This window comes from Desulfocicer vacuolatum DSM 3385 (assembly GCF_900176365.1).
In the GTDB taxonomy this organism is placed as follows: domain Bacteria; phylum Desulfobacterota; class Desulfobacteria; order Desulfobacterales; family Desulfobacteraceae; genus Desulfocicer; species Desulfocicer vacuolatum.
This window is the reverse complement of record NZ_FWXY01000015.1, coordinates 48,228-69,386: the sequence shown is the minus strand read 5'-3', so window position 1 is coordinate 69,386 and position 21,159 is coordinate 48,228. Positions and strand designations below refer to the sequence as shown.

General features: G+C 47.1%; 21 protein-coding genes. 7 read left to right on the top strand and 14 right to left on the bottom strand.

Translation table 11 applies throughout. The features are described from left to right. Positions 1-6: 6 nt before the first annotated feature. From B9A32_RS13835 to B9A32_RS13815, 5 genes are all read left to right on the top strand, one after another. Positions 7-996, top strand: a complete 990-nt coding sequence (locus B9A32_RS13835) for an RnfABCDGE type electron transport complex subunit D (protein ID WP_232367165.1) — start codon at positions 7-9, stop codon at positions 994-996. Positions 997-1,144: 148 nt separating this feature from the next. After that, positions 1,145-1,804 (top strand): RnfABCDGE type electron transport complex subunit G, encoded by a 660-nt coding sequence (locus tag B9A32_RS13830; RefSeq protein WP_084070039.1) that lies wholly within the window; start codon positions 1,145-1,147, stop codon positions 1,802-1,804. Positions 1,805-1,823: 19 nt separating this feature from the next. After that, positions 1,824-2,429: an electron transport complex subunit RsxE gene (rsxE, locus tag B9A32_RS13825; RefSeq protein ID WP_084070038.1), complete on the top strand. Its 606-nt coding sequence runs from the start codon at positions 1,824-1,826 to the stop codon at positions 2,427-2,429. A gap of 163 nt (positions 2,430-2,592) precedes the next feature. Then, entirely contained in the window at positions 2,593-3,387 is a 795-nt protein-coding gene (locus B9A32_RS13820; RefSeq protein WP_084070037.1) for an electron transport complex protein RnfA, read from the top strand. Next, positions 3,384-4,199, top strand: a complete 816-nt coding sequence (locus B9A32_RS13815) for an RnfABCDGE type electron transport complex subunit B (protein WP_084070036.1) — start codon at positions 3,384-3,386, stop codon at positions 4,197-4,199. Before B9A32_RS13820 ends, B9A32_RS13815 begins: the two co-directional genes overlap by 4 nt. Before the next feature lie 315 nt (positions 4,200-4,514). On the opposite strand, the gene B9A32_RS13810 is transcribed toward B9A32_RS13815, so the two are convergent. Together B9A32_RS13810 and B9A32_RS13805 are read right to left on the bottom strand one after the other, a co-directional pair. Next, positions 4,515-4,946: an ACT domain-containing protein gene (locus tag B9A32_RS13810; RefSeq protein WP_084070035.1), complete on the bottom strand. Its 432-nt coding sequence runs from the start codon at positions 4,944-4,946 to the stop codon at positions 4,515-4,517. A 133-nt stretch (positions 4,947-5,079) separates the two neighbouring features. Next, complete coding sequence (locus B9A32_RS13805; RefSeq protein ID WP_084070034.1) at positions 5,080-6,384, bottom strand: phenylacetate--CoA ligase family protein; 1,305 nt, start codon at positions 6,382-6,384, stop codon at positions 5,080-5,082. Between the two features lie 408 nt (positions 6,385-6,792). Between B9A32_RS13805 and B9A32_RS21825 the strand changes: the two genes are divergently transcribed. Continuing rightward, entirely contained in the window at positions 6,793-6,936 is a 144-nt protein-coding gene (locus B9A32_RS21825; protein WP_212637949.1) for a hypothetical protein, read from the top strand. A gap of 267 nt (positions 6,937-7,203) precedes the next feature. On the opposite strand, the gene B9A32_RS13800 is transcribed toward B9A32_RS21825, so the two are convergent. The 4 genes from B9A32_RS13800 to B9A32_RS13785 form a co-directional block, all read right to left on the bottom strand. Then, positions 7,204-7,995 (bottom strand): enoyl-CoA hydratase-related protein, encoded by a 792-nt coding sequence (locus B9A32_RS13800; RefSeq protein ID WP_084070033.1) that lies wholly within the window; start codon positions 7,993-7,995, stop codon positions 7,204-7,206. A gap of 304 nt (positions 7,996-8,299) precedes the next feature. Next, positions 8,300-9,925: an N-acetylmuramoyl-L-alanine amidase gene (locus tag B9A32_RS13795; protein WP_232367164.1), complete on the bottom strand. Its 1,626-nt coding sequence runs from the start codon at positions 9,923-9,925 to the stop codon at positions 8,300-8,302. Between the two features lie 26 nt (positions 9,926-9,951). Beyond that, complete coding sequence (gene mutS, locus B9A32_RS13790) at positions 9,952-12,624, bottom strand: DNA mismatch repair protein MutS (protein WP_084070031.1); 2,673 nt, start codon at positions 12,622-12,624, stop codon at positions 9,952-9,954. Between the two features lie 51 nt (positions 12,625-12,675). Beyond that, positions 12,676-13,095, bottom strand: a complete 420-nt coding sequence (locus tag B9A32_RS13785) for a LapA family protein (protein WP_084070030.1) — start codon at positions 13,093-13,095, stop codon at positions 12,676-12,678. A gap of 44 nt (positions 13,096-13,139) precedes the next feature. On the opposite strand from B9A32_RS13785, the gene B9A32_RS21820 reads away from it, so the two are divergent. Beyond that, positions 13,140-13,292, top strand: a complete 153-nt coding sequence (locus B9A32_RS21820; RefSeq protein WP_212637948.1) for a hypothetical protein — start codon at positions 13,140-13,142, stop codon at positions 13,290-13,292. Positions 13,293-13,501: 209 nt separating this feature from the next. On the opposite strand, the gene B9A32_RS13780 is transcribed toward B9A32_RS21820, so the two are convergent. The 8 genes from B9A32_RS13780 to B9A32_RS13745 all read right to left on the bottom strand — a co-directional run bounded on the left by B9A32_RS13780 (position 13,502) and on the right by B9A32_RS13745 (position 21,139). Further along, positions 13,502-14,020, bottom strand: a complete 519-nt coding sequence (locus B9A32_RS13780) for a peptidoglycan DD-metalloendopeptidase family protein (RefSeq protein WP_212637947.1) — start codon at positions 14,018-14,020, stop codon at positions 13,502-13,504. Positions 14,021-14,075: 55 nt separating this feature from the next. Continuing rightward, positions 14,076-14,270 (bottom strand): CooT family nickel-binding protein, encoded by a 195-nt coding sequence (locus tag B9A32_RS13775; protein WP_084070028.1) that lies wholly within the window; start codon positions 14,268-14,270, stop codon positions 14,076-14,078. 277 nt (positions 14,271-14,547) lie between these two features. Continuing rightward, complete coding sequence (locus B9A32_RS13770; protein ID WP_084070027.1) at positions 14,548-15,270, bottom strand: UPF0280 family protein; 723 nt, start codon at positions 15,268-15,270, stop codon at positions 14,548-14,550. After that, positions 15,263-16,432, bottom strand: coding sequence for a deoxyguanosinetriphosphate triphosphohydrolase family protein (locus tag B9A32_RS13765; RefSeq protein ID WP_084070026.1), 1,170 nt, complete (start codon positions 16,430-16,432; stop codon positions 15,263-15,265). Before B9A32_RS13765 ends, B9A32_RS13770 begins: the two co-directional genes overlap by 8 nt. Positions 16,433-16,450: 18 nt before the next feature. Further along, entirely contained in the window at positions 16,451-17,320 is an 870-nt protein-coding gene (locus tag B9A32_RS13760) for an Mrp/NBP35 family ATP-binding protein (protein WP_084070025.1), read from the bottom strand. Between the two features lie 131 nt (positions 17,321-17,451). Next, positions 17,452-18,222, bottom strand: coding sequence for a hypothetical protein (locus B9A32_RS13755; protein WP_084070024.1), 771 nt, complete (start codon positions 18,220-18,222; stop codon positions 17,452-17,454). 91 nt (positions 18,223-18,313) lie between these two features. Beyond that, positions 18,314-20,071: a tetratricopeptide repeat protein gene (locus B9A32_RS13750; RefSeq protein ID WP_212637946.1), complete on the bottom strand. Its 1,758-nt coding sequence runs from the start codon at positions 20,069-20,071 to the stop codon at positions 18,314-18,316. A 24-nt stretch (positions 20,072-20,095) separates the two neighbouring features. Next, positions 20,096-21,139, bottom strand: coding sequence for a sigma-70 family RNA polymerase sigma factor (locus B9A32_RS13745; RefSeq protein WP_084070022.1), 1,044 nt, complete (start codon positions 21,137-21,139; stop codon positions 20,096-20,098). Positions 21,140-21,159 lie beyond the last annotated feature (20 nt).

Here is a 21,159-nt window from a genome sequence, read left to right as displayed (position 1 = left end):
ATTAACGTGTCTGAAAAAAATGAAATATCAGGGCAGGGCTTGGGCAGTGACATTGCCATCCATGTTGCCCCTTCACCCCATCTGTCGGATCAAACATTTACGACCCGGCGGATGATGACCGATGTGCTCATTGGTCTTCTACCCCTTGTGGTCATGTCTGTTTATGTGTTTCGCATGTTTGCCGTGACACAGCTGGTGATCTGTGTGCTGGCCTGCATGGCTTCTGAATTTGTTTTTGTGAAAATGAGAAGCAAACCGGTTACCTTAAATGATTTCTCCGCCGTGGTCACCGGCGTGATCCTTGCACTTTCCCTGCCGGGAACTGCCCCGTGGTATGTGGGCGTGCTTGCATCGGTGATTGCCATTGGTATCGGTAAAGTTATTTTTGGCGGTCTGGGAATGAATATTTTTAATCCGGCCATGGTGGGCCGTGCCTTTGTCATGATCGCCTTTGCCAGTGCCATGGGTGCCTCGGCTTACATCAATGCCGACGGCGGCGTTGATGCCATGTCCATGGCAACCCCGCTCACCGCCTTTAAGCAAAGCGGTGTGGCCACCTCCATTCTGGATCTTTTTGTGGGGGTCACCAACGGTTCACTGGGAGAGACCAGCGCCTTTGCCTGTCTTCTGGGCGGCGGATATCTGCTATATCGAAGGACTGCTTCCTGGGAGATTCCTGCCGGTATTCTTTCCACAGTGATTGTGCTTTCCGCATGGGCAGATATGTCAGGCGGGTTTGGCGGTGGGTTTGTCCTGCATCAACTCTTTGGCGGTGCGCTTTTATTTGGCACTTTTTTCATTGCCACAGATCCGGTGTCAAGCCCTGTTACCCCAAAGGGTAAATGGATTTTCGGCATTGGAGCCGGTGCCTTGATCATGGTGATTCGTCTGTTCAGCGGCTACCCCGAAGGTGTGATGTTTGCTGTACTGCTCATGAATGCCATGACGCCGTTGATCAACAGGTGGACCATTCCAAAACCCACAGGGGTGGCATGATCTTCTGGAAATGCTGAAATTCCTTTACACGAAAACATCGATTGCAGGGTCTTGCCGCCATGGACATGGGGGAATAACTGCAATGCCGGTGAACAGGAATTTATAATTCTTTCAATTGCCCTTGGGGCATGCAAGGTAATTAAGACTTATGGACGATACAACATCAGAAAAAAGGGAGCGGTTCCAGAATAATAATCTGCTCCAGGCATGGCTTGTACTGACACTTGCCTTTATTTTCGGTATATCTCTGGCTGGGGTCCAGGCCGCCCTGGGACCTAAAATCGAGGCCAACAAAATAAAAGAGACCATGGAAAAGGTTCCCGAAGTGGTTCTGGGCCTTGAAGCGGCCCAGAAACTTTCAGAATCCGGTGAGGCCTTGAATATCCAGTCCAGAATCATTGAAGTGGACAAAAAGGATAAAAAGAAATTCTACACGGTGTATGAGGCAAGGTTCCAGGACAATGCCCTTGCCGGATGGGTGGCCAAAGCCGGTGGACAGGGATATGCCGACAAGATAGAGCTTCTTGTGGGTATTGATGCCCAGGCAGAAAACATCACCGGGCTTTTTATCCTGGATCAGAAAGAGACCCCGGGTCTTGGAAATAAAATTTCCGATACAGCCTGGCGGAATCAATTTGTTGATAAACCTGCAACAAGTCCCTTGGTGGTGGTGAAGGATAAATCCCAGGGACCGAGCAATATTGATGCCATTTCCGGTGCCACCATCTCTTCTGTGGCCGTGTGCGGTATTATCAATCAAACTGTTTCCGATATTGGCCCGACACTTACTTCAACCAAAAAAGAATAAAGATAAAGGGAAATGACCAATGGCTGATCAACCAACCGCTCTGGAAAGATTTGTCCAGGGCATACTGCCTGAAAATCCCGTCTATCGCCAGTTGCTGGGGATGTGTCCCACCCTGGCGGTGACCAACGGCATGAAACCGGCAATGACCATGGCCTGTTCCGTGGCCTTTGTGCTGCTGTGTGCCAACATTGTCACAAGCCTTATTCGGGGGCTGTTGAAGCCCCATCTTCGCATCGTTGTTTTTACATTAACCATAGCCACCTTTGTAACCATTGCAGACCGGGTTCTTGCCGCCTATCTTTATCAGATGAGCAAAACCCTTGGACCCTATATCCCGTTGATTATTGTTAACTGCCTTATCATTTGTCGATGTGAGGTATGTGCCTCCAAGCAGAATGTATTCACGGCTGCCTCCGATGCCGTGGGACAATCCATCGGCTTTGGCCTGGCCCTGGCCAGCATCGCCATGGTGCGTGAACTTCTGGGAACCGGTGGCCTGTTCGGAATTGCCATACTGCCTACAGCATGGCCAGACTGGGTTATCATGGTGCTTCCTCCCGGTGCATTCATCACCCTTGGACTTCTTCTGGGCTGCGTGAACTGGCTGGAGATGCGCAGGAGCTAAAACGCCGGTAATCGGGTGTGTGGCGCTTTGTTTCTGTATATCAAATACGTTGTCCAGGGGATCTCTTTTGTTAGCGGTCAATGGGGCAACAAATACAGATGAACATTTGGTTTCATACATTTAAGCCGGATCAACAGATGGATTTTTAACTGGAAAGGTTGTTATGAATTATCTTATCGATATTGTGCTCATAGCACTGAGTGCCGCTGTTATAAACAACTTTGTGCTATACTATTTTGTGGGGATCTGTCCCTTTATCGGCGTCTCCAAAAAGGTTGACATGGCCTTTGGTATGGGCTGTGCCGTTACTTTTGTTATTTGCATTGCTGCGTTCCTCAGCTGGAGTATCACCACCATGGTGCTCATTCCCGGGGCACCTGTGTCATCCTTTTTTGCAGGATTTTTCCTGCCTGCGGAAGCGGCATCAAAAATTGATCTCACGGTGTTAAGTTACATTGTGTATATTTTTGCCATCTCCTCCTCTGTGCAGTTTGTGGAGATGTATGTGCGAAAGTTTTATCCTTCGCTTTACAATTCCTTTGGCGTATTTTTACCGCTCATCACCACCAACTGCGCCATTTTGTTTGCCTGTCTGACCATCATGGCCAATGTGGCCGGTGTGGAAAATCCCCAGGACGCCTGGGATCTGGGCCGTTCCATTGTGCTTGCACTGTTTGGCGGCATTGGATTTACCATTGCCATTGTGATCATGTCCGGTATCCGGGAAGAGATTGAACTGTGTGATATTCCCAAACCCTTCCAGGGTGCTGCCATCACCATGATCATCGGTGGTATTCTGGCCCTGGCATTCATGGGATTCACCGGTGTTGATTCCGGTGTTAGAAAAGCCATTACCCCAGCCCCTGCCGAAGGGACGGCTGCTGTCATGACCCTTGATCATGATCATGTTCATCCCTGGGATGCCAGGGTTATTGTGAAGGAGATGAGGTTGTCATGATTGGAATCGTCACCATTGGAATTGCTGCCGGAACCATGCTGGTCATGGCAGTTGTCATGTCGTATATTCTTGGCTGGGCCAATAAAAAATTTCATGTGGAAGTGGACCCCCGGGTGGAGGCTGTCACCGAGGCGCTTCCCGGTGCCAACTGCGGTGGCTGCGGTTTCATTGGCTGCAGTGATTATGCCGTGGCCATAGTGGCCAATAATGCCCCAGTGAATAAATGTCCCGTTGGCGGAGAAGGCTGTGCTGCGGAAGTGGCCACCATCATGGGAGTTGAGGTGGGGGATTCTGTGCCCTCAAGACCTGTGGTTCACTGTGCCGGTCACACCGCTGACAAGGCTGGAAAATCCCAGTACCGTGGAGAACCGCGGTGTGCGGCTGCCCATCTGGTGGCCGGTATCCAGGATTGTACCTTTGGATGTCTGGGGTTTGGTGATTGTGTGGTGGCCTGTAACTACGATGCCATCCATGTCAATGACGGGCTTGCCACTGTGGATTATGATAAATGTGTGGGATGCGGGGCCTGTGTAAAGGCCTGCCCCCGGATGATTATCTCCATGGCGGATTTTAATGAAGATAAAGTCCCTGCCATTCTCTGTTCAAACAAGGACAAGGGAAAAGATGTCACCGGTGCATGTACCGTAGGATGTATGGGTTGTAAGGCTTGTACCAAGGTATCTGACATTATCACCATGCAGGGAGATCTGGCTGTTCTGGATGCATCTGCCTACACCTACGAAAAAGTGGAAGGTGCAGAAAAAGCCATTGAAAAATGTCCCCGTAATACCATTGCTTTTATTGGTAAATAATTTGCCTTGACAGATTTATCTGCCAAATAAAGAAAATGGCAAAATATGATCCCTTTTTCCCATGTTTTTGTTGGGTAACAAGGGGGGAATTATTTTCAATAAGATAGGAACAAATACCCTCTTTGGATTTTATCCAAGGAGGGTATTTTTATTTAATGCTTATGTGGCACCAAGTTTGACTTGTTGGGCTATTTCAATAAAATTACGGTCTTTTATGTGACGATCCCATTTATGTTTCTCTTGTGCACCATCAGGATGCCAGCAATGCAAAATACCCTGGTAAGGGCATTCAATTTTAGGAAGGGTTGGATAAAGTTAAAGGTTGTACACATCCTCACCCTTGATGACATTTATGGATTGTTCCTTGAGTATATTGATGGCTTTGTCAAGATCATCAAAGCGGAATATCATAATGGCATTTTTACCATGGGGATTGGCAAAGGCATACATGTACTCCACATTTACTCCCTGGGCCGTGAGGGGATCAAGTACGTTGTTAAGGCCTCCCGGAGAGTCATCCACCTCAACGGCAAGTACATTGGTCTTGCCAACGGTGAATCCCTCATCCTTTAATGTTTTTTCGGCAATTTCATTATTGTTCACAATGAGTCTCAAGATACCAAAATCAGTGGTATCGGCCAGGGACAATGCTCTGATATTGACATTGGCATCCCTTAAAATGGCGGTGACTTCGGCAAGGCGACCTGCCTTATTTTCAAGAAAAATGGAAATCTGTTCGGCTCTCATCTCTGAAACCTCCTTTGTAACCCATGTACCTTGGGTTCTTTTTTTCCATGGTGAATGTGTCGGCTTACGTTCTGCCGGACACTCTGGTTGATGGAAACATAGAACCCCATGGCTGACGGGGTTTAAAAATGTATTAAGATTTTCGGTTATCAATGACCCGAATGGCTTTTCCCTGACTTCTTTCTATGGCCTTGGGCTCAACCAGTTTTATTTTTGCGGATACGCCGAGATATTCTTTAATATCCATGGATATCTTTTTCTCCATCTCCTGGAGAATTTTAATTTCATCGGAAAACATATCCTGGCCCAATTCCACTTTAACGGTGAGGGTATCAAGATTATCCACCCTGTCAACCACCAGTTGATAGTGGGGCTGGATACTTTTGTTCTTCATCAATACGCTTTCAATCTGGGAAGGAAATACATTTACACCCCGGATGATGAGCATGTCATCGGTACGACCGGAGACCTTGTTCATGCGCACATGGGTCCTTCCACAAACGCAGGGTTCAGGATTTAAAGAGGTGATATCCCTTGTGCGGTAGCGAATGATGGGAAAGGCTTCTTTGGTGATGGATGTAAAAACAAGTTCACCGGTTTCACCATAGGGTAGAGGCTCTTGGGTTTCCGGATCAATGATTTCTGCAATGAAATGATCTTCAAAAATATGGAGCCCTTTCTGGGCTTCACGGCATTCAATGGAAACCCCCGGTCCCATGATTTCACTCAGGCCGTAGATATCCATGGCTTTAAGGTTCAGTTTTTCTTCAAGATCGCTTCGCATGTCTTCGGACCACGGTTCGGCCCCGAAAATACCGCATTTAAAGTTCAAATCTTTGAAAGAGATTCCCATCTCCTCGGCAACTTCAGCAAGGTGGAGAATATAAGACGGGGTACCGGTGAGCACCGTGGGTTTAAAATCACGCATGATGACAATTTGACGCTTGGTATTGCCACCGGATACAGGTATTACAGAGGCTCCCAATCGTTCGGCACCGTAATGAACCCCAAGGCCACCGGTGAACAGTCCATAACCATAGGCATTGTGTACAATATCATTGGATGTGGCACCGCCTGCAGCAAGGCTTCTTGCCATGAGTTCCGACCAGGTTTTTATATCCCTCTGGGTATAGCCCACCACTGTGGGAAGGCCTGTGGTACCGGAGGATGCATGGATACGAACCACGTTTTCCATGGGAACGGCAAACATTCCATAGGGGTAATTGTCCCGCAGATCTTTTTTAACGGTAAAGGGGATTCTTTTAAGATCGGCAAGGGATTTAATGTCCGAAGGTTTTACCCCGGCTTTTTTAAAGCTTTCCTTGTAAAAGGGGACGGTGGCGTAGACACGTTCCAAAGTGGTTTGGAGGCGTCGTAACTGAATTGCCTCCAGGGCCTCCCTGGGCATGGTTTCAAAATCCATGTTAAAAATGGGCATGGTGTACTTTTCTCCTTTTCTATAACTGCCACGGGCAGAGCTTCTTTTGATCCGGTTCTGTCCACAACAAATCTTGAAATACACCTTTGGTTTGTGGAGTATTTCATATAACCGCCACGGGCGGGCCGTATTCTGATCCGGCTCTGCCCACAACAAAGCTTGAAATACATCCCCGGTTTGCGGAGTATTTCATATAAAAACTGCCACGGGCAGATTCTATTTTGATTGGCGTTGCCGGTCTGTGTAAACAGGATCTGTGTTTCTTGTCTGGGCTCTTTTTATCATGGCAGTGAGCATTGACACAACGAAAAATCTAAATACAGATTAAAAATCACCGGTTTCCCTGCGGGGGGAAAATAAAAAGGGCTGTGGGGAAAAAATCCAAAGCCCTTTATTCTTTTTTTTTATATGAAATACTCCGCCAATCAGGGGAGTATTTCAAATTTCGTTGTGGGCGGAACCGAATCAGAATACGGTCCGCCCGTGGCGGTTTATATGAAAAAGGCATCCTCCAAGGCAACCTCAGCAGAGCCGCCCCCCGACGGGCAATAGGAACCGGACAATTGAGCTGTCTACAGTTCCGGTCCGGGCCCATTGCCCGTCGGGGGACGGCGGTATAATACCATTTGGCTCCGCGTCTACGACCCTATATTTGTTGTATCCGACAGGACATGTGGGTTTATATGAAACACTCCGCAGAGCCGGGGCTGCCCGTGGCAGTTATAAGTCAACCCGGTAAATCAGTGGGGCAAATTATTTGAAATAATCTGCCCCGTCTGAAATCACAAAATCAGGATTAAATCCTGGAAGTCATTTTCGTTAATTTTCCAGAGTACCTTTAAACTCTGCCTTTCTTTTTTCAAGAAATGCGCCGGTACCTTCCTTTGCATCAATACTTGCCATGCAGATTCCAAAGGCATCTGCTTCAAACTTACAACCGGTGACAAGATCCACATCTTTACCTGCTGAAATGGCTTCTTTGGCGGCTCTGAGAGAGGTCTTTCCTTTTTTTGCAATGGCTGCGGCCGTTTTCATGACCTCATCCATGAGTGCGTCGGCGGCACATACCTTGTTTGCAATGCCAAGCTCTTTGGCTTCCTGGGCAGATATGGTTTTACCGGTGTAAATAAGTTCCCGTGCCATGTTGGTTCCCACAAGCCTTGCCAGACGCTGGGTGCCACCAAATCCGGGGATGATACCCAGGGTGATTTCAGGAAGACCGAAAATGGCTTTTTCCGAAGCATAGATAAAATCACAGGCCAGGGAAACCTCTGTGCCTCCGCCCAGTGCAAAACCGTTAACAGCTGCAATCACAGGTATGGGAAGATTTTCCAATCGGAAAAATATATTCTGGCCACAGGCGGCAAATTTTTTGGCCTGGAGGGAGTTCATCTGGGTCAGTTGGGAGATATCTGCTCCGGCTACAAAGGATTTTCCGCCGGCACCTGTTAAAATAAGTACCTTGATATCCTGGTCTTCTTCAATCTGGGTGATGGCCGTATTGAACTCTTCAAGCAATGCCTGGTTTAAGGCGTTAAGGGCCTTGGGGCGATTAAAACTGATAACGGCAATGTTGTCCTGGATTTCAAAAATAATGTTCTCAAATGACATGACACTCTCCAATAAAGGTTTGCTTTTTGGGTATTTTCTGTATTTCTCCAAGAGTAGTTTATACAGTTGGTGGAATGATTTCCCCAAAAAGGATTTATCATAACCGTCACGGGTAAATCCTTATTTTGATCTGACCCTGGCAGTCTTTAATATGAAAAACCGTGTGAAGCACAGGTTCTTCAAATTTTGTCATGGGCAGAGCGGGATCAGAACAAGGCCTGCCCGTGGCAGTTATCTAAAGCTCAGATCTTCCAAAGATCATGAGCGCTTCAATCTTCTTTTGTTAACGTCCGCTCAGAGTCTGTTAGCTTTTGCCGGGAGCGGTTTCCTTTATGTAGGCAGCCACACCGTCAATAATGCCATCACATATTCGGTTTTGATAGCTTGACTGGAGGAGACGTTTACATTCCAGTTTGTTGCTTATAAACGAGGTTTCAACCAGAATGGAAGGCATGGAGGCTCCCAGTAAAACATAAAAAGGGGCCTGTTTTACCCCAAGATTGTGAATATTGCTGTATTTTTTTGAAAGCCCGGTGCAGATAGCCTTTTGAACATGTTTGGCCAGCCGCCCGGATTCGTTGATTTTGGCATTTTTCATGAGATCATTGAGAATGGATTGAAGATCAGAGATATTTTTTTTGGAGGTGGCATTTTCCCTGGCTGCCACATTAATGGCCTCATCATCGGTTGCCAGATTGAGAAAATAGGTTTCCACACCGGCAAGTTTTTTATTTTCCGCAGCATTACAATGGAGTGATATGAAAAGATCGGCGTTTTGGGTGTTGGCAATGGCAGTGCGTTTTTCAAGGGATAAAAATTTGTCTTTGGTCCGGGTCATGATAACATTGCATTTTAGCCGTGATTTCATTTTTTTTGCCAGTTTTTTTGCCATGGACAGAACCACGTTTTTTTCCTGGACACCGGCCTGATACCCCCCGGCACCGGGATCTTTACCGCCGTGGCCGGGATCAATAACAATGGTTTTTACCCCCAGGGCCAGTTGGTGAACAAGGGAGTCTTTGGTGGTCCCGTTGGACGGTTTCCTGGGAAGGACATGGGTGGAGGATGCCACCTGCTGTTCTTTTTTTGCCCACACGTCCACCACCACCCGGCAAGGATCTTTCAGGGAAAAGATCTTGTAGTTGTCAAAGGATTTAATATCCATCACCACCCGCACGGATTGAAGATCATGCTGGGCAGCCCTGATTTTGGTTAAAAGGTGATCATTGATGTAAGTCTGTTTGGGGAGTTTTCTGGCCAGGCGGGAGTCTTGAATATCAACAAACAGCCGCTGGGGTTTATTCAAGGTTGTATTTTTTTCCAAAAGGGCGTGGGAAAATTTTCTGTCCTGTTCAAGGTCAATGACCACACGGGTGTAGGAGGGGTTGGACCAGTGGCGGATACCTGTGATCAGTGCATTTGTTCCGGGTTTGTGTGTGGGCTTTTGAACAACCTGCTTTATTGTCTTATATTTCATGGCTTTTTTGTGGGGAATTTTTCCACGCAAAGCTGAGGAAGATACCTTTGGGTCGGGTTTGCCCGCATTTTTACCGGTGAGATCCAGTGAGGTAAGAAGGGCCAGAGCTCTTTTTTTGTAAGCACTGCGGGGATATCGTCGGGTAACCCGCTGTAGAAGATCAATGGCTTCTTGTTTGTCCTGGGTACTGTAGGAGTGTTTATGAAGTTCAAGAAACAATTGCCCTGAACGGTACATGGCTGCGGCGGCCCATTCACTGTTGGGCATTGTTAAAAAAATACGTTGAAATTTATCAATGCATTTCATCCAGTTTTCACGAAATGCCTGTTTTTCAGGACGCTTTTCCAACGCTCTGACGGCACGGTTGCCAGAAAGATATTGTGCCTTTGCCGTGGCAGCATCAAGTTGGGCAGCGGGGGTGATACACCACGCGGTGCTTATCAGAAACAGCAACAGGAAAAATGACTTTATGGCGGGTTTTATGTGCATATGGTTTCTATGTGTGGGGTATCCATTTTTTCTTTTATGGTGTTGAGTAAGTTTAAGGCCTCAATGGGTGTCATTGTGGAGATATCAATGTCAGATAACATTTCAAGGATCTGTTCCTGTTTTTTTTCTTGAAACAGATCCAGCTGGTGGGAGAGGGGTTGTTCTGCTTCTGTTTCCCGGGTGTCGTCCATCTCTCCGGGCAGCAGTCCGTTTTCCACTGCTTTAAGGATGGCTTTTGCTTTGTCAATGACCGTCATGGGAACCCCGGCAAGCCGTGCCACCTGTATACCGTAGCTTTTGTTGGTACCCCCTTTAACAAGGGTCCTCAAAAAAATAATATTTTCCTTGAACTCTTTAACGGCAATGTTGAAATTTTTCACCCGGGGGTGGAGCTGTTCCAGGCGGGTGAGTTCATGGTAATGGGTGGCAAACAGTGTTTTAACCCCTCTGTTTTGAAGGTTGTGGAGATATTCTGCCACAGCCCAGGCAATGCTCAGACCGTCATAGGTGCTTGTGCCCCGCCCGATTTCATCCAGTATCACAAGGCTGTTTTCAGACACATTGTTTACAATGTTGGCGGTTTCCTCCATCTCCACCATAAAAGTGCTTTGGCCCTGGGAAAGATTATCCAGGGCCCCCACCCGGGTGAAAATGCGATCAACAACGCAAAGGGATGCCTTTTTTGCCGGAACAAAGGAGCCGATCTGGGCCATGAGTACACTTAAGGCCACCTGGCGAAGTACCGTGGATTTTCCTGCCATGTTGGGGCCGGTGATGATCATCACCTGGTTTTCATCCATGTCCATGTCAATGGAGTTGGGGACATAACGATCCCCCTGCATGAGCCTTTCCACCACCGGGTGGCGGCCGTGCTCCAGAGAAATGGTCTGATTTTCATTTATTTCCGGGCGGCAATATTGATTTTGCCTTGCCACCTGGGCCAGGGAAAGCAGGCAGTCCACCGTGGCCAGAAAGGATGCCATGGTTAAAATGGCCCCTGTCTTTTTTACAACAAGGGTCCGGACCCGGGAAAAGATTTCATATTCCAATGCGGCCCGCTTGTCCTGGGCTGTGAGTACATCGGCTTCTACTTTTTTAAGCTCATCGGTGATGAATCGCTCGGCATTGACCAGGGTCTGTTTTCGGATGTAATGATCCGGTACTGATGCGGCCTGGATTTTACTGACTTCAATAAAATATCCAAACACCTTGTTATATTTAATTTTAAGGGAGCTTAATCCGGTTTTTTCCTTTTCTTCCAGCCCTTTCCCGGCAATCCACTGCCTGCCGTCCCGGGACATTTCTATGAGTTCATCCAGCTCTTTGCTGTATCCGTCCTTGATCAGGCCCCCTTCATTAAGGGGCAGGGGGGCATCTTCTCTGATGGCTTTGTCAATGGCTGCGGCAAGTTCTGTGAGATCCGATGCCACGGCATCACGGTCCGGGATGGTCACTCCGCTGTACAAAGGAGAGGTAAATTGATTTAGATGGGAAAAAAGACGGGGCAGTTTTAAAAGGGAGTTCTTCAAGGCCACAAGATCCCTGGCACTGCCGTGCCCCATGGAAATTTTACTGCCCAGTCGCTCCAGGTCATACAAGGATTTCAGCTGATCCCGGAGCTGTTTTCTCAGGGGTGCTTTTGCCACCGCCTCTTCCACTGCCGTGAGCCGAAGGTTAATTTCCTGTCTGTCTTTCAGGGGATACCGAATCCAGTGTTTTAATGTTCTGCTGCCCATGGCTGTGCCTGTTTTATCCAGAATACTTAATAGCGTACCTTTTTTGTCCATGGTCTGGATATTTTTTAACAGCTCAAGATTGCGACAGGAGCGATCGTCAATGATGAGATAACTGTTGAGCACATAGGGAAGAAGGGTGGATACATGATCTGTGTCATGGAACTGGGTCTCTTTGACATAATGGATGATGGCACCGGCAGCGCAAATGCCTGCATCAAGATGATCACATCCAAATCCTTTGAGACTTCGGGTTTTAAATTTTTCAATAAGGGTGTGGCGTGCCGTGGCAGGGGAAAAAGCGTCCTTGGATATGTAGGTGATCTGGCGGTGGGAAAAGGCCCGTCGCAGGGGATTTAAAAGCGGTTCCTGTTTGTGGGCTACGCTGATCAGGATTTCGCTGGGATCAATGCGCAGGGCTTCGTCCATGAGTAAATCAGGGATACGGCCGTTTTGGGTCTGGGTTTCTGTGACCTTGAAGGTGCCGGTGGAAATATCAAGACAGGCAAGACCGGCCCGGCCGTCGTAAAGTGCCAGGGCCAGCAGAAAATTATTGGAGCCTTTGTCCAGCAGGGACTCATTTAAAATCATGCCCGGTGTGATAACCCGGACCACTTCCCGGCGTACAAGACCTTTGGCCTGGGCCGGGTCTTCCACCTGCTCACAAATGGCAACTTTGCAGCCGTTTTCAATGAGTTTTGCAATGTAGGTGTCAGCAGCCCGGAAGGGAACACCGCACATGGGAATGGCGTCTGCCTTGTTTTTATTCCGGGAGGTCAGGGCAATTTCAAGGATGGCAGCGGCTTTTACTGCATCCTCTTGGAACATTTCATAAAAATCCCCCATGCGATAAAACAGGATGGCATCGGGATAATTAGCTTTGATGCGCAGGAACTGCTCCATCATGGGGGTATTTTTTTTTTCGGTCATGGCGTCAATCAAAAAGGGATGGAATGGCGATCAGAACTAAGGAATGATCGATCAGGCATCCACCTCCTTTTCCTGGTGTGGTAATTCTATAACGTCCTGTTCTGTATCTTCGGTGTCATCGGATGCAACCCGGGGTTTCTGGTAGGGATCTGCTTCATACTTGTCCAGCTCTTTTTTCAACTGGGCGATTTCTTCAACATGGGCAGCGTTTTCGGCGTTGAGAGCCTTAATCGCTTTTTTGGATTTAAGCTTTAATGAGAATGAAATAAAAGCTGCATAGAGAAGACCGATCAACAGACACCCTCCCATATAGGCCACATTTTGAGCCGGTGGTGCTGTCCAGTGCCAGGTTTCCACACCAAGGCTAAATGACAATGCCTGTTGTGCAAGGAAATACTCTCTGTTTTGATATATCAGCAGCGCAATGAAAATTACAACAATCAACCCCAAAAACAGCTTAAATTTTTTCATTCGACATCTCCGGTTGGTTAGCAAATTAACATAATTTTTTTTATATGAAATACTCCGCAGATCAGGGGTGTATTTCAAGCTTTGTTGTGGGCAGAGCCGGATCAGAATACGGTTCGCCCGTGGCGGTTATACAGAAAGAGCCTGCAAGGCTAACACTCTTTCGTACTTCGTTGTGGACAAACCGAGGCGCAATATGAGGTCTGTCCGCGGCAGTTAGAAGAAAATTCCGGTAAGATTAACGGATTTTCAAGCTTTGTTGTGGACACACCAAAGTCAGAACAAGGTTTGCCCGTGGCCGCCATTGATGAAATGTATCTGGATAATAGATCAACTGTGTTTTTTTTTCAATCAATCTTTTTTCCAGGTATTTGATTTTGCAAAAACACACAAAATGGAAATTCAGGGCTCATTTGAGCTTGAACATCCATGGGTTATAATGATTAATCCCCATGGGAGCAGGAGATGCAAAAAGATCCCAGTTCAGGCGTCTGTTATTAATGGTGTCGGGAACCTCTGTGATGGATATATGAAGGTGACAGGGAATTTTTGATTTTCGGTTGGAGGTGTCTGCAATTGTTCCCAATATATCACCTTTGTTCACAGTTTTTCCCGGGATAATGTCAGGACCGGGTCTTGTATGGGCATAAATTATAATAAACCTGGCGTTGTTCTCCGGGCAGTCCCGGTGGTGAACAATAATAGATTTCCCCAGAAAATCCCGGCAGATATTGAGCACCGTTCCCCGGGCCATGGCAGGCACTTTCAGCTGATCAGTGACCCAGACGGTTTTGTTGTTAATATCCCGGTACATGCCGATGTCCAGGCCTTCGTGGCTGCTTTTTCGATAGGCAAAATCTGCCCACCATTTGGCCCAGGAACAAAGGAGCATTCCCTCATAAAAACACCAGGTTCCTTCATGGCACATGGGCAGGTTATTAGCGGTGGCGAGGGTTTTAAGATAGTTCTTGATTTTAAACCCCTCAGACGGCAACCAGCACAATTTTGTGTGCCATAAGATTAATGTCTTCGATTCGTCCGGTGATTTCCTGGCGATCGCCCAATAATCCCTTTAAAAGAAAGGTGTTTGTTCCCAAGGGAGTGATGGCGGCAACATTTTCCATTATCAGGGTTTCTGTACCGTCTTGTTTTTTTAAAAATACGTTTGATTCGCACATAAGGTGTCTCCTTATATAGATCTATAATATTCGTTGTAAATATTCGGTCAACACCCCATATTCACCTGTTTGGGGCTGCTCACATAACATTGGTATGCCTACGCAGCCCCAAACAGGCGAATATGAGGCACTACCCAAACATTTATTTAACCAAGCCCAATATTTATCACTTGTTGTGTCCATTTCTCCAGGCCCTTTTCCGAGCATGGCAGACTATCTTCCATATCAGGAAAAATCCCGCGTTGCAAGAAAAAGGCAAGGCATAAAAATGCCTTTTTTAAAGGCCCACCAGTTCCATTTCTCCCCAGGCCCCCAGTTTCTTTTTTTTGATGACAATGATGCCTTCAACACCGGGAATTTCTTTTCCCATATCAATGGCCCCTTGAATATCAGATTCATCTTGGACCCTGTTGGCAAGGGCCGTTGCAACGGCATCGGCAAGGGGACAGGAATTTGACAATATGGTGACAGCATCGGCCTTGCCAAAACTTTTGGAATGCCCAATGGTGCCGGAGGATGTGCAAAGGGCAAAGGCACTGTCCCGGGGGGCTATTTTTACCCCTACTTTCATACTCAGGGGGGATTTTCCGGCAAATATGGCAAGGGTGGTGGCGGAATCTGTTTTCAGAAACACATCCCCGCCGTTTTCCACAATTACCTGGTCTGACAAATGTAAAAGAGCTTTTCCTGTGTACTGGGCAACAGCTCCGGCAATGGCCGCCATGGGACCCACCCCGGCTTTTATGGCGGCATCCATCATTTCTCTTACAATTTCAGGGGCATGGGCCATGGGCCGCACAGGAACCAAGGCGGTGGAAAAGTCAGGATGGGCAAAAATATGATTTTCTATGTATCCCCGGCAGGTTAACACAGATTTAACCGCTTCCCGGGTAAGATCTTTTTTGGCTTGGATATGCAGGTTGGTTTCCTTTACTGTGACAGTAAAGGGTGTAAGCCCCTGGCGATTGGAGTGGGCACGATAACCTCTGTTGTTAAACATGCAGCGGCATCTCCATGTGGCAGGGTCTCATGGATGGTGGCACCTGGTTTAAAAAGAATGAATCTGTCATGCCGGAAAGAAAGTCCCTTACGATTTCCGCATGGGTGTGTTTTTCCCGGTATTCCCTGGAAACACCTTTTAAAAATCGACTATATATACTGGATTTTTGGTTGTCATCATCAAGGTCCTTGAGCAGCTTTTCAAACAGGTGATGATAGATGGTTTCAACGGCATTGAGGTGGGATTTAATAAGGGGGTTTTTATAAATGCGATCGTAGTTGAATGTTTTAAATGCCAGCAGGGCTTCAAATATTTTTTCACTGAACCCCACATGGGGGGTGCCCATGCTGTTGGCAATGAGATCTGTGACAAGGGTATATACAATGGTGCCGTTGCTGTTGCCCAGGGTGGATGCGCAAATGGACGGCAGATCTTCCCGGGTGATAAGACCTAAGCGTATGGCATCTTCAAAATCCCTGCCAATGTAGGCAATGGTGTCGGCCATTCTCACCACGCATCCTTCGGAGGTCATGGGCATCTGGTCCGGCTTTTCCGTTTTTTTCATCCATTCAAGGGTGGTGTCAAAATCTGCAAAACTTTTATTTCGAAGGGGTTTGATCTGTCGAAAATGCACTTCGCCGTTGTGGCATAAAATGCCATCCAGGGTCTGCAGGGTGAGATTCCAGCCCCGGCCATGGCGTTCTATGTTTTCCAGGAACTGAATGGACTGTACATTGTGATGAAAAAAGCCTGCCCCATGTTTTTGCGTCAATTGGGAGAGAATGCGCTCTCCATCATGGCCAAAGGGGGGATGGCCTATGTCATGCCCCATGCTCACAGCTTCAATGAGATCTTCATTGAGGCCCAGATACCGGCCAATGGTTCTGGCAATCCTGGACACCAGTTGCACATGGAGGACCCGATGGGAGAGATGATCATTTTTGATCAGGGAAAAAACCTGGGTTTTATCAATGTAACGGGTGTAGGCAAGGGAATTTAAAATCCGGTCGGCATCCACACAAAATGCCTGGCGGTAATCGGGGTCTTGGTGGGTGTTGTCTGTTCTTCTGACGGCATTGTCACTGAATGCCGACAGGGGGGAGCGCTGGTCGTGTTCCCGTTGATCAAGACTTTGTTTCATCCACCCTGTCAGCTCATTCATGGCAGCACCGTTTTTAACTTACAGCTGCTTTGTGATGTTTTCAACAATGGTTTCAAAGGCTTTGGAAAAAGTTGAGTCAGGATTTTCCATGACCACGGGTGAACCGGCATCTCCTGATTTAACCACCTCTGTGTCAAAGGGGATGGAACCCAGAAAGGTCAATCCTTCTTTTTTGGCCATGGCTTCTCCGCCGCCGCTTTTAAAAAGCTCAATGATTTCATTGCAGTGGGGGCATTTAAAGGGACCCATGTTTTCAACAATACCAAGGGTTTTAATCTTGACTGTGCGGCAAAAGGAGATGGACTTTCTTACATCTGCCAGGGCCACTTCCTGGGGGGTTGTCACCACAACAGCCTGGGCATCGGGGATGGTCTGAACCACGGAAATGGGCTCATCACCTGTGCCGGGGGGGGCATCAATGACCAGAAAATCCAGCTCACCCCAGTCCACGGAACCCACGAACTGTTTGATCATACCTGTTTTGGCAGGGCCTCTCCAGATAATGGCCTGGTCTTTATCCTGCATCAGTCCCTGAATGGAAACCACTTTCAGGTTGTCATTGATTTTTTTGGGCAATAAAAGCTGCTGGTCGGGGGCAACATCCAGCAATTCCTTTATGGAAAACATCTGGGCCAGGGAGGGACCGTGCAGATCCACATCCATCAATCCGGTTTTAAAGCCTTTCTGGGCCAGGCTTGCAGCAAGGTTGGCAGACACGCTGCTTTTGCCAACACCGCCCTTTCCACTCAGGACAAAAATTTTGTTTTTAATTTTGGAAAGAGAGCTTTTAATCTGCTCTTCCTGTTGCTGCTGTTGTTTGGCCTGGGGGGACTGGGAAGGACATCCTGATGATTTTTTCTTTGCCTGGTCCACGCTGTCGTAAAGCATAATATTTTTTATCTCCTGGAAAAATTCAATACATGAGTTCGGTGCCGGACACAGAACCCTTCTGAAAAATGGTGTTGTGAGCACCCTGTCTGACATCGGCATTATGACTCATAACTTACAAATAATGATCATTATCCTGATTCTGTCAAGTGAAAGATTTGGGGCTTGTTTTTAAGGGAGATATTGGGGGCAAAGGCGGTGATTTCAAGGACAAGTTTCCGGTTCCGGTTGTCTGTGAAAATTGTTTTTCCGGCAATGGTATATCCGTTAAACGATTTAAATTCATCAAAGTGCAGTTTTATTGCCGGAGGCCCGCCCGAAGCCAGTTGCCAATAATCCACAACCTGTCGGTTTTTATTTAAAAATATCTTTTCCGTGGGGGCTCCCATCCAGTTTTTAAAGATAAGGGTGGAAGCAGTGTCTCCATCCCTTTGCCAGATGACATTTTCTGATCCCCTTAAGGGGATTTTCCCGGTGAGAAGGGCAATGATTTCACCAAGCCTCACCGGCAGGGAGATGATTTTGACAAGGGAGGGGTTGGCCCGGTTTATGGTGTGGGGGGCGTGTTGTCCTGTGTGGGAAACAAGGGTAACAGATTTTCCGTTGGCGGCAATGGTTTCCACCGGAATGCCCGAGGAGAGAAGGGTCATGCGAAGGCACAGGGGCCATTGGGCCACCCAGGCCATGCGATAGTGTTCTGTTTTTTCGTTCCGGGTGAGAATCAGATTCCCCGTTCCCCTGGAGGTCACAATGTCACGATTTGTATCTTGAACTTTTGTGGCCATGTGCCGGGCCTTGATATCTTTTGCCGGTTTTTTGTCCAGGAATGAGCAGCCGGTGCCAAGGCAAAGACACAGCAGGAGAACCATGAACTTACCCGTACATTTAAGCCCTTTTTTCATTGGAAGATTTTGTGCTCCTTTTTTATCTGTTTTTTGGGGGGCAGGGCATCTATTTTTGATTTGATTACGCCTTTTGCCACCCGGGAACGGTTCAAGGCTGTGCGTGGAGAGACAGTTCCACGGTTTTAATTTTATTTATGAGTTCTTTTTTATTGTCCCCGGCTTTTTCCAGGGCCTTTTTATATATTTCCAGGGCTTTTTGGGGCATATTTGCTTTTTGGTAGGCATCCCCGAGATGTTCGGCAATCACGGGGTCATACTCAGATAGTTCAATGGCCCGTTCAAGATATTCAATGGCCCGGAGGTAATCTCCTTTCTGATAATACACCCACCCAAGACTGTCGGTGATGTATCCATCATCCGGGGTCAATGCCATGGCTTTTTTAATCAATGTTTCAGCAAGATCCAGTTCAATGCCAAGATCAGCATAGGTGTACCCCAGGTAGTTCAGGGCTGTGGCATTTTCCGGTTCCAGCTCAATGAGTTGCTGCATGGTTTTAATGCATTTATCTTTGTTACCCCATTTGTCCTGGACAATGCCGTAACGAAAGAGCATGTCGCTGTTTTCCGGGTAGAGTAAAAGCCCTTTATCCAGCATTTCAATGGCTTTTTCATAGGCTTTCTGATCTTCGTAAAGGGTTGCAATGTAGGAGATAATCTCAGAATCATTGGGCAGTTCCCGGTGTTTTTTCAATAAAAATGCCAGGGCCTTTTCCGGCTTTTCATTTTCATTGTAAAGATAGGCAATATGAATAATGCTCTTTTTATAATGTTCTGATTCCGGTTTGATTTTCATGAAATGGGAAATGGCTTTGTTGATCTCTTGTAGGGCATCCCAGGACAATCCTACCATGTAATGCAGGGATGAGTTGTCCGGTGCACCTTTTAAAAGGCCGGTGAATATGATCACCGCATCTTTATATCTTTTATTGCCGATGAATTCCTTGGCCGCCAGCATAAAGGGGCCGGGATCATGCCGGTGTTTTTTCCCAAATGCAGCCAGCTTTGCCTGTGCAGCATCTGTTTGTCCGGTCCGGTAAAGATAAAGGGGCAGCTCAAGGGATGCTCTGATATTCTGGGGATCCATGGCAAGGATTTCTTCATAAATTTGAATCACCCGGGGTGAGGCAATTGTTTGATTCTCATCTTCCTGATCTGACTGATAAATGGAGATCAACTCAAATCTGGGCTCAATGAGATCCGGGTTCAGGGAGATGCTTTTTTTAAATGCTTTTTCTGCATATTCTGTATTGTTTTTCATGGCATGTATTCTGCCAAGAAAAAAATATGCCACATAATCGTCAGGGAAATGCTGGGCCATCTTGGTGTACAGAGAAAACGCCTCATCAATACTTCCCTGCTCCATGTAAAGAGAGCCAAGCACAATGTAAGCGTTCCGGTTATCCGGATCAAGGTGAATAATTTGCTGGTAAATCTCCTTTGCCTGGGTATTCTTTTTCAGCTGAAGTTTTAATTTCCCAAGCAGAGACAGGGCTACAACATTTTCCGGGTGCTCTTTGACCATTTGCTCTGCGGTTTCAATGGCTTTGGAAGGATTTTTGTTCTGGAGATAGAGTACAACCAGCTCCTGGTTAAGATGGACGGAGTCTGGATCGATTTCAATGGCCTTGAGCAGAAAAAAGATGGCCTTATCCCACATTTTTTTTTGTTTGTGGATTTCCGACTGCATATAGAAATAATAAGCAGACCCTTTCTCTTTTTCGGGGACTGTGGCCTTGGCAAGGGGTTCCATGGCTGGTGTCCGGGTGGAAACCGCCGGGGGGGTGCACCCCCCTGCCATGGCAAAGATGGTCAACAGGAGCAGGGGGGGGAATAACGCTTTTTTCATTGTGTTCATTTTTCTTGTATCCCGCTACACCTGGGAGTGGTCATAGGCTGCAAAGTCCGGCATTTCATTTTTAAAATACTCTTTCATTTTCTTTATAATATTGTTTTCAATCTGTCGAACCCGTTCCCGGGAGATGGAGTAGATTTCCCCGATTTCCTGGAGGGTTAGAGAATCATCAGAGAAAATTCTTTTTTCAAAAATATCCAGTTCCCGCTGATTAAGGGTCAGCTTGAACTCATTCACCCGCAGGTGCAGGATATCTTCAATCTCTTTTCTGGCCACCCGCTCTTCTGTGGAGTCTGTTTCCACATTGATAAATTCAATGCGTTCGGTGTCAGAATCATCCCGCAGGGGTTCATCCAGGGAAAGATCCCAGCCGTCCAGCCGTTGATCCATCTCCACAACTTCCTGTTCTGAAACCCCCATGCGTTCTGACAAAAGTTTGGGTCGGGGATCAAAGCCTTCTTCAATGAGTTTTTGTTTCTCTTTTTTCAGGCGGAAAAACAGTTTGCGCTGGCCCTGGGTGGTGCCGATCTTCACAAGACGCCAGTTGTCCATGATAAATTTGAGGATGTATGCCTTGATCCAGAAAGAGGCATAGTAGGAAAATTTTACATTCTTGTCCGGATCAAATTTTTTAACGGCCCGGACAAGGCCGATGTTGCCCTCCTGGATGAGATCCAGCAGGTTCTGCATCCAGATCCTCTGGAAGTCCAGGGCAATTTTTACCACCAGCCTGAGGTTGGAAGTAACCATGATATATGCGGCATCACTGTCGTTATCCTGTTGGATCTTTGTGCCAAGATCTTTTTCTTCCTCCCGGGTCAGCAGTCTGTACCGGTTGATTTCCGCAAGATAGCTTTGTAGCGGATCTGACTTTACAAGGGCTTTTGTGGAAACAGGATTTTTTTTGTCCACTGGGGTGAGGTAGCCCCTTCTAACCGCTGATGCACTACCTTTTATTTTCTTTTTTTTTGCTTTGGGTTTGGTTGCAGCTTTAGGCTTTGCTTTGGCCTTGGTTGCAGCTTTGGGTTTGGCTTTGTCTTTTTTTTTCTCTTTTTGAACCATTCTTTTCTCAACCTTATATT

Coding starts and splice junctions, on each gene's coding strand:
- B9A32_RS13820 (WP_084070037.1), top strand. CDS start 2,593: ATGAATTATCTTATCGATATTGTGCTCATAGCACTGAGTGCCGCTGTT.
- B9A32_RS13770 (WP_084070027.1), bottom strand. CDS start 15,270: ATGTTTAACAACAGAGGTTATCGTGCCCACTCCAATCGCCAGGGGCTT.
- B9A32_RS13760 (WP_084070025.1), bottom strand. CDS start 17,320: ATGCTTTACGACAGCGTGGACCAGGCAAAGAAAAAATCATCAGGATGT.
- B9A32_RS13815 (WP_084070036.1), top strand. CDS start 3,384: ATGATTGGAATCGTCACCATTGGAATTGCTGCCGGAACCATGCTGGTC.
- B9A32_RS13810 (WP_084070035.1), bottom strand. CDS start 4,946: ATGAGAGCCGAACAGATTTCCATTTTTCTTGAAAATAAGGCAGGTCGC.
- B9A32_RS13775 (WP_084070028.1), bottom strand. CDS start 14,270: ATGTGCGAATCAAACGTATTTTTAAAAAAACAAGACGGTACAGAAACC.
- B9A32_RS13745 (WP_084070022.1), bottom strand. CDS start 21,139: ATGGTTCAAAAAGAGAAAAAAAAAGACAAAGCCAAACCCAAAGCTGCA.
- B9A32_RS21825 (WP_212637949.1), top strand. CDS start 6,793: ATGAAATACTCCGCCAATCAGGGGAGTATTTCAAATTTCGTTGTGGGC.
- B9A32_RS13780 (WP_212637947.1), bottom strand. CDS start 14,020: ATGTGCCATGAAGGAACCTGGTGTTTTTATGAGGGAATGCTCCTTTGT.
- B9A32_RS13830 (WP_084070039.1), top strand. CDS start 1,145: ATGGACGATACAACATCAGAAAAAAGGGAGCGGTTCCAGAATAATAAT.
- B9A32_RS13800 (WP_084070033.1), bottom strand. CDS start 7,995: ATGTCATTTGAGAACATTATTTTTGAAATCCAGGACAACATTGCCGTT.
- B9A32_RS13755 (WP_084070024.1), bottom strand. CDS start 18,222: ATGAAAAAAGGGCTTAAATGTACGGGTAAGTTCATGGTTCTCCTGCTG.
- B9A32_RS21820 (WP_212637948.1), top strand. CDS start 13,140: ATGAAATACTCCGCAGATCAGGGGTGTATTTCAAGCTTTGTTGTGGGC.
- mutS (WP_084070031.1), bottom strand. CDS start 12,624: ATGACCGAAAAAAAAAATACCCCCATGATGGAGCAGTTCCTGCGCATC.
- B9A32_RS13750 (WP_212637946.1), bottom strand. CDS start 20,071: ATGAAAAAAGCGTTATTCCCCCCCCTGCTCCTGTTGACCATCTTTGCC.
- B9A32_RS13785 (WP_084070030.1), bottom strand. CDS start 13,095: ATGAAAAAATTTAAGCTGTTTTTGGGGTTGATTGTTGTAATTTTCATT.
- rsxE (WP_084070038.1), top strand. CDS start 1,824: ATGGCTGATCAACCAACCGCTCTGGAAAGATTTGTCCAGGGCATACTG.
- B9A32_RS13805 (WP_084070034.1), bottom strand. CDS start 6,384: ATGCCCATTTTTAACATGGATTTTGAAACCATGCCCAGGGAGGCCCTG.
- B9A32_RS13765 (WP_084070026.1), bottom strand. CDS start 16,432: ATGAATGAGCTGACAGGGTGGATGAAACAAAGTCTTGATCAACGGGAA.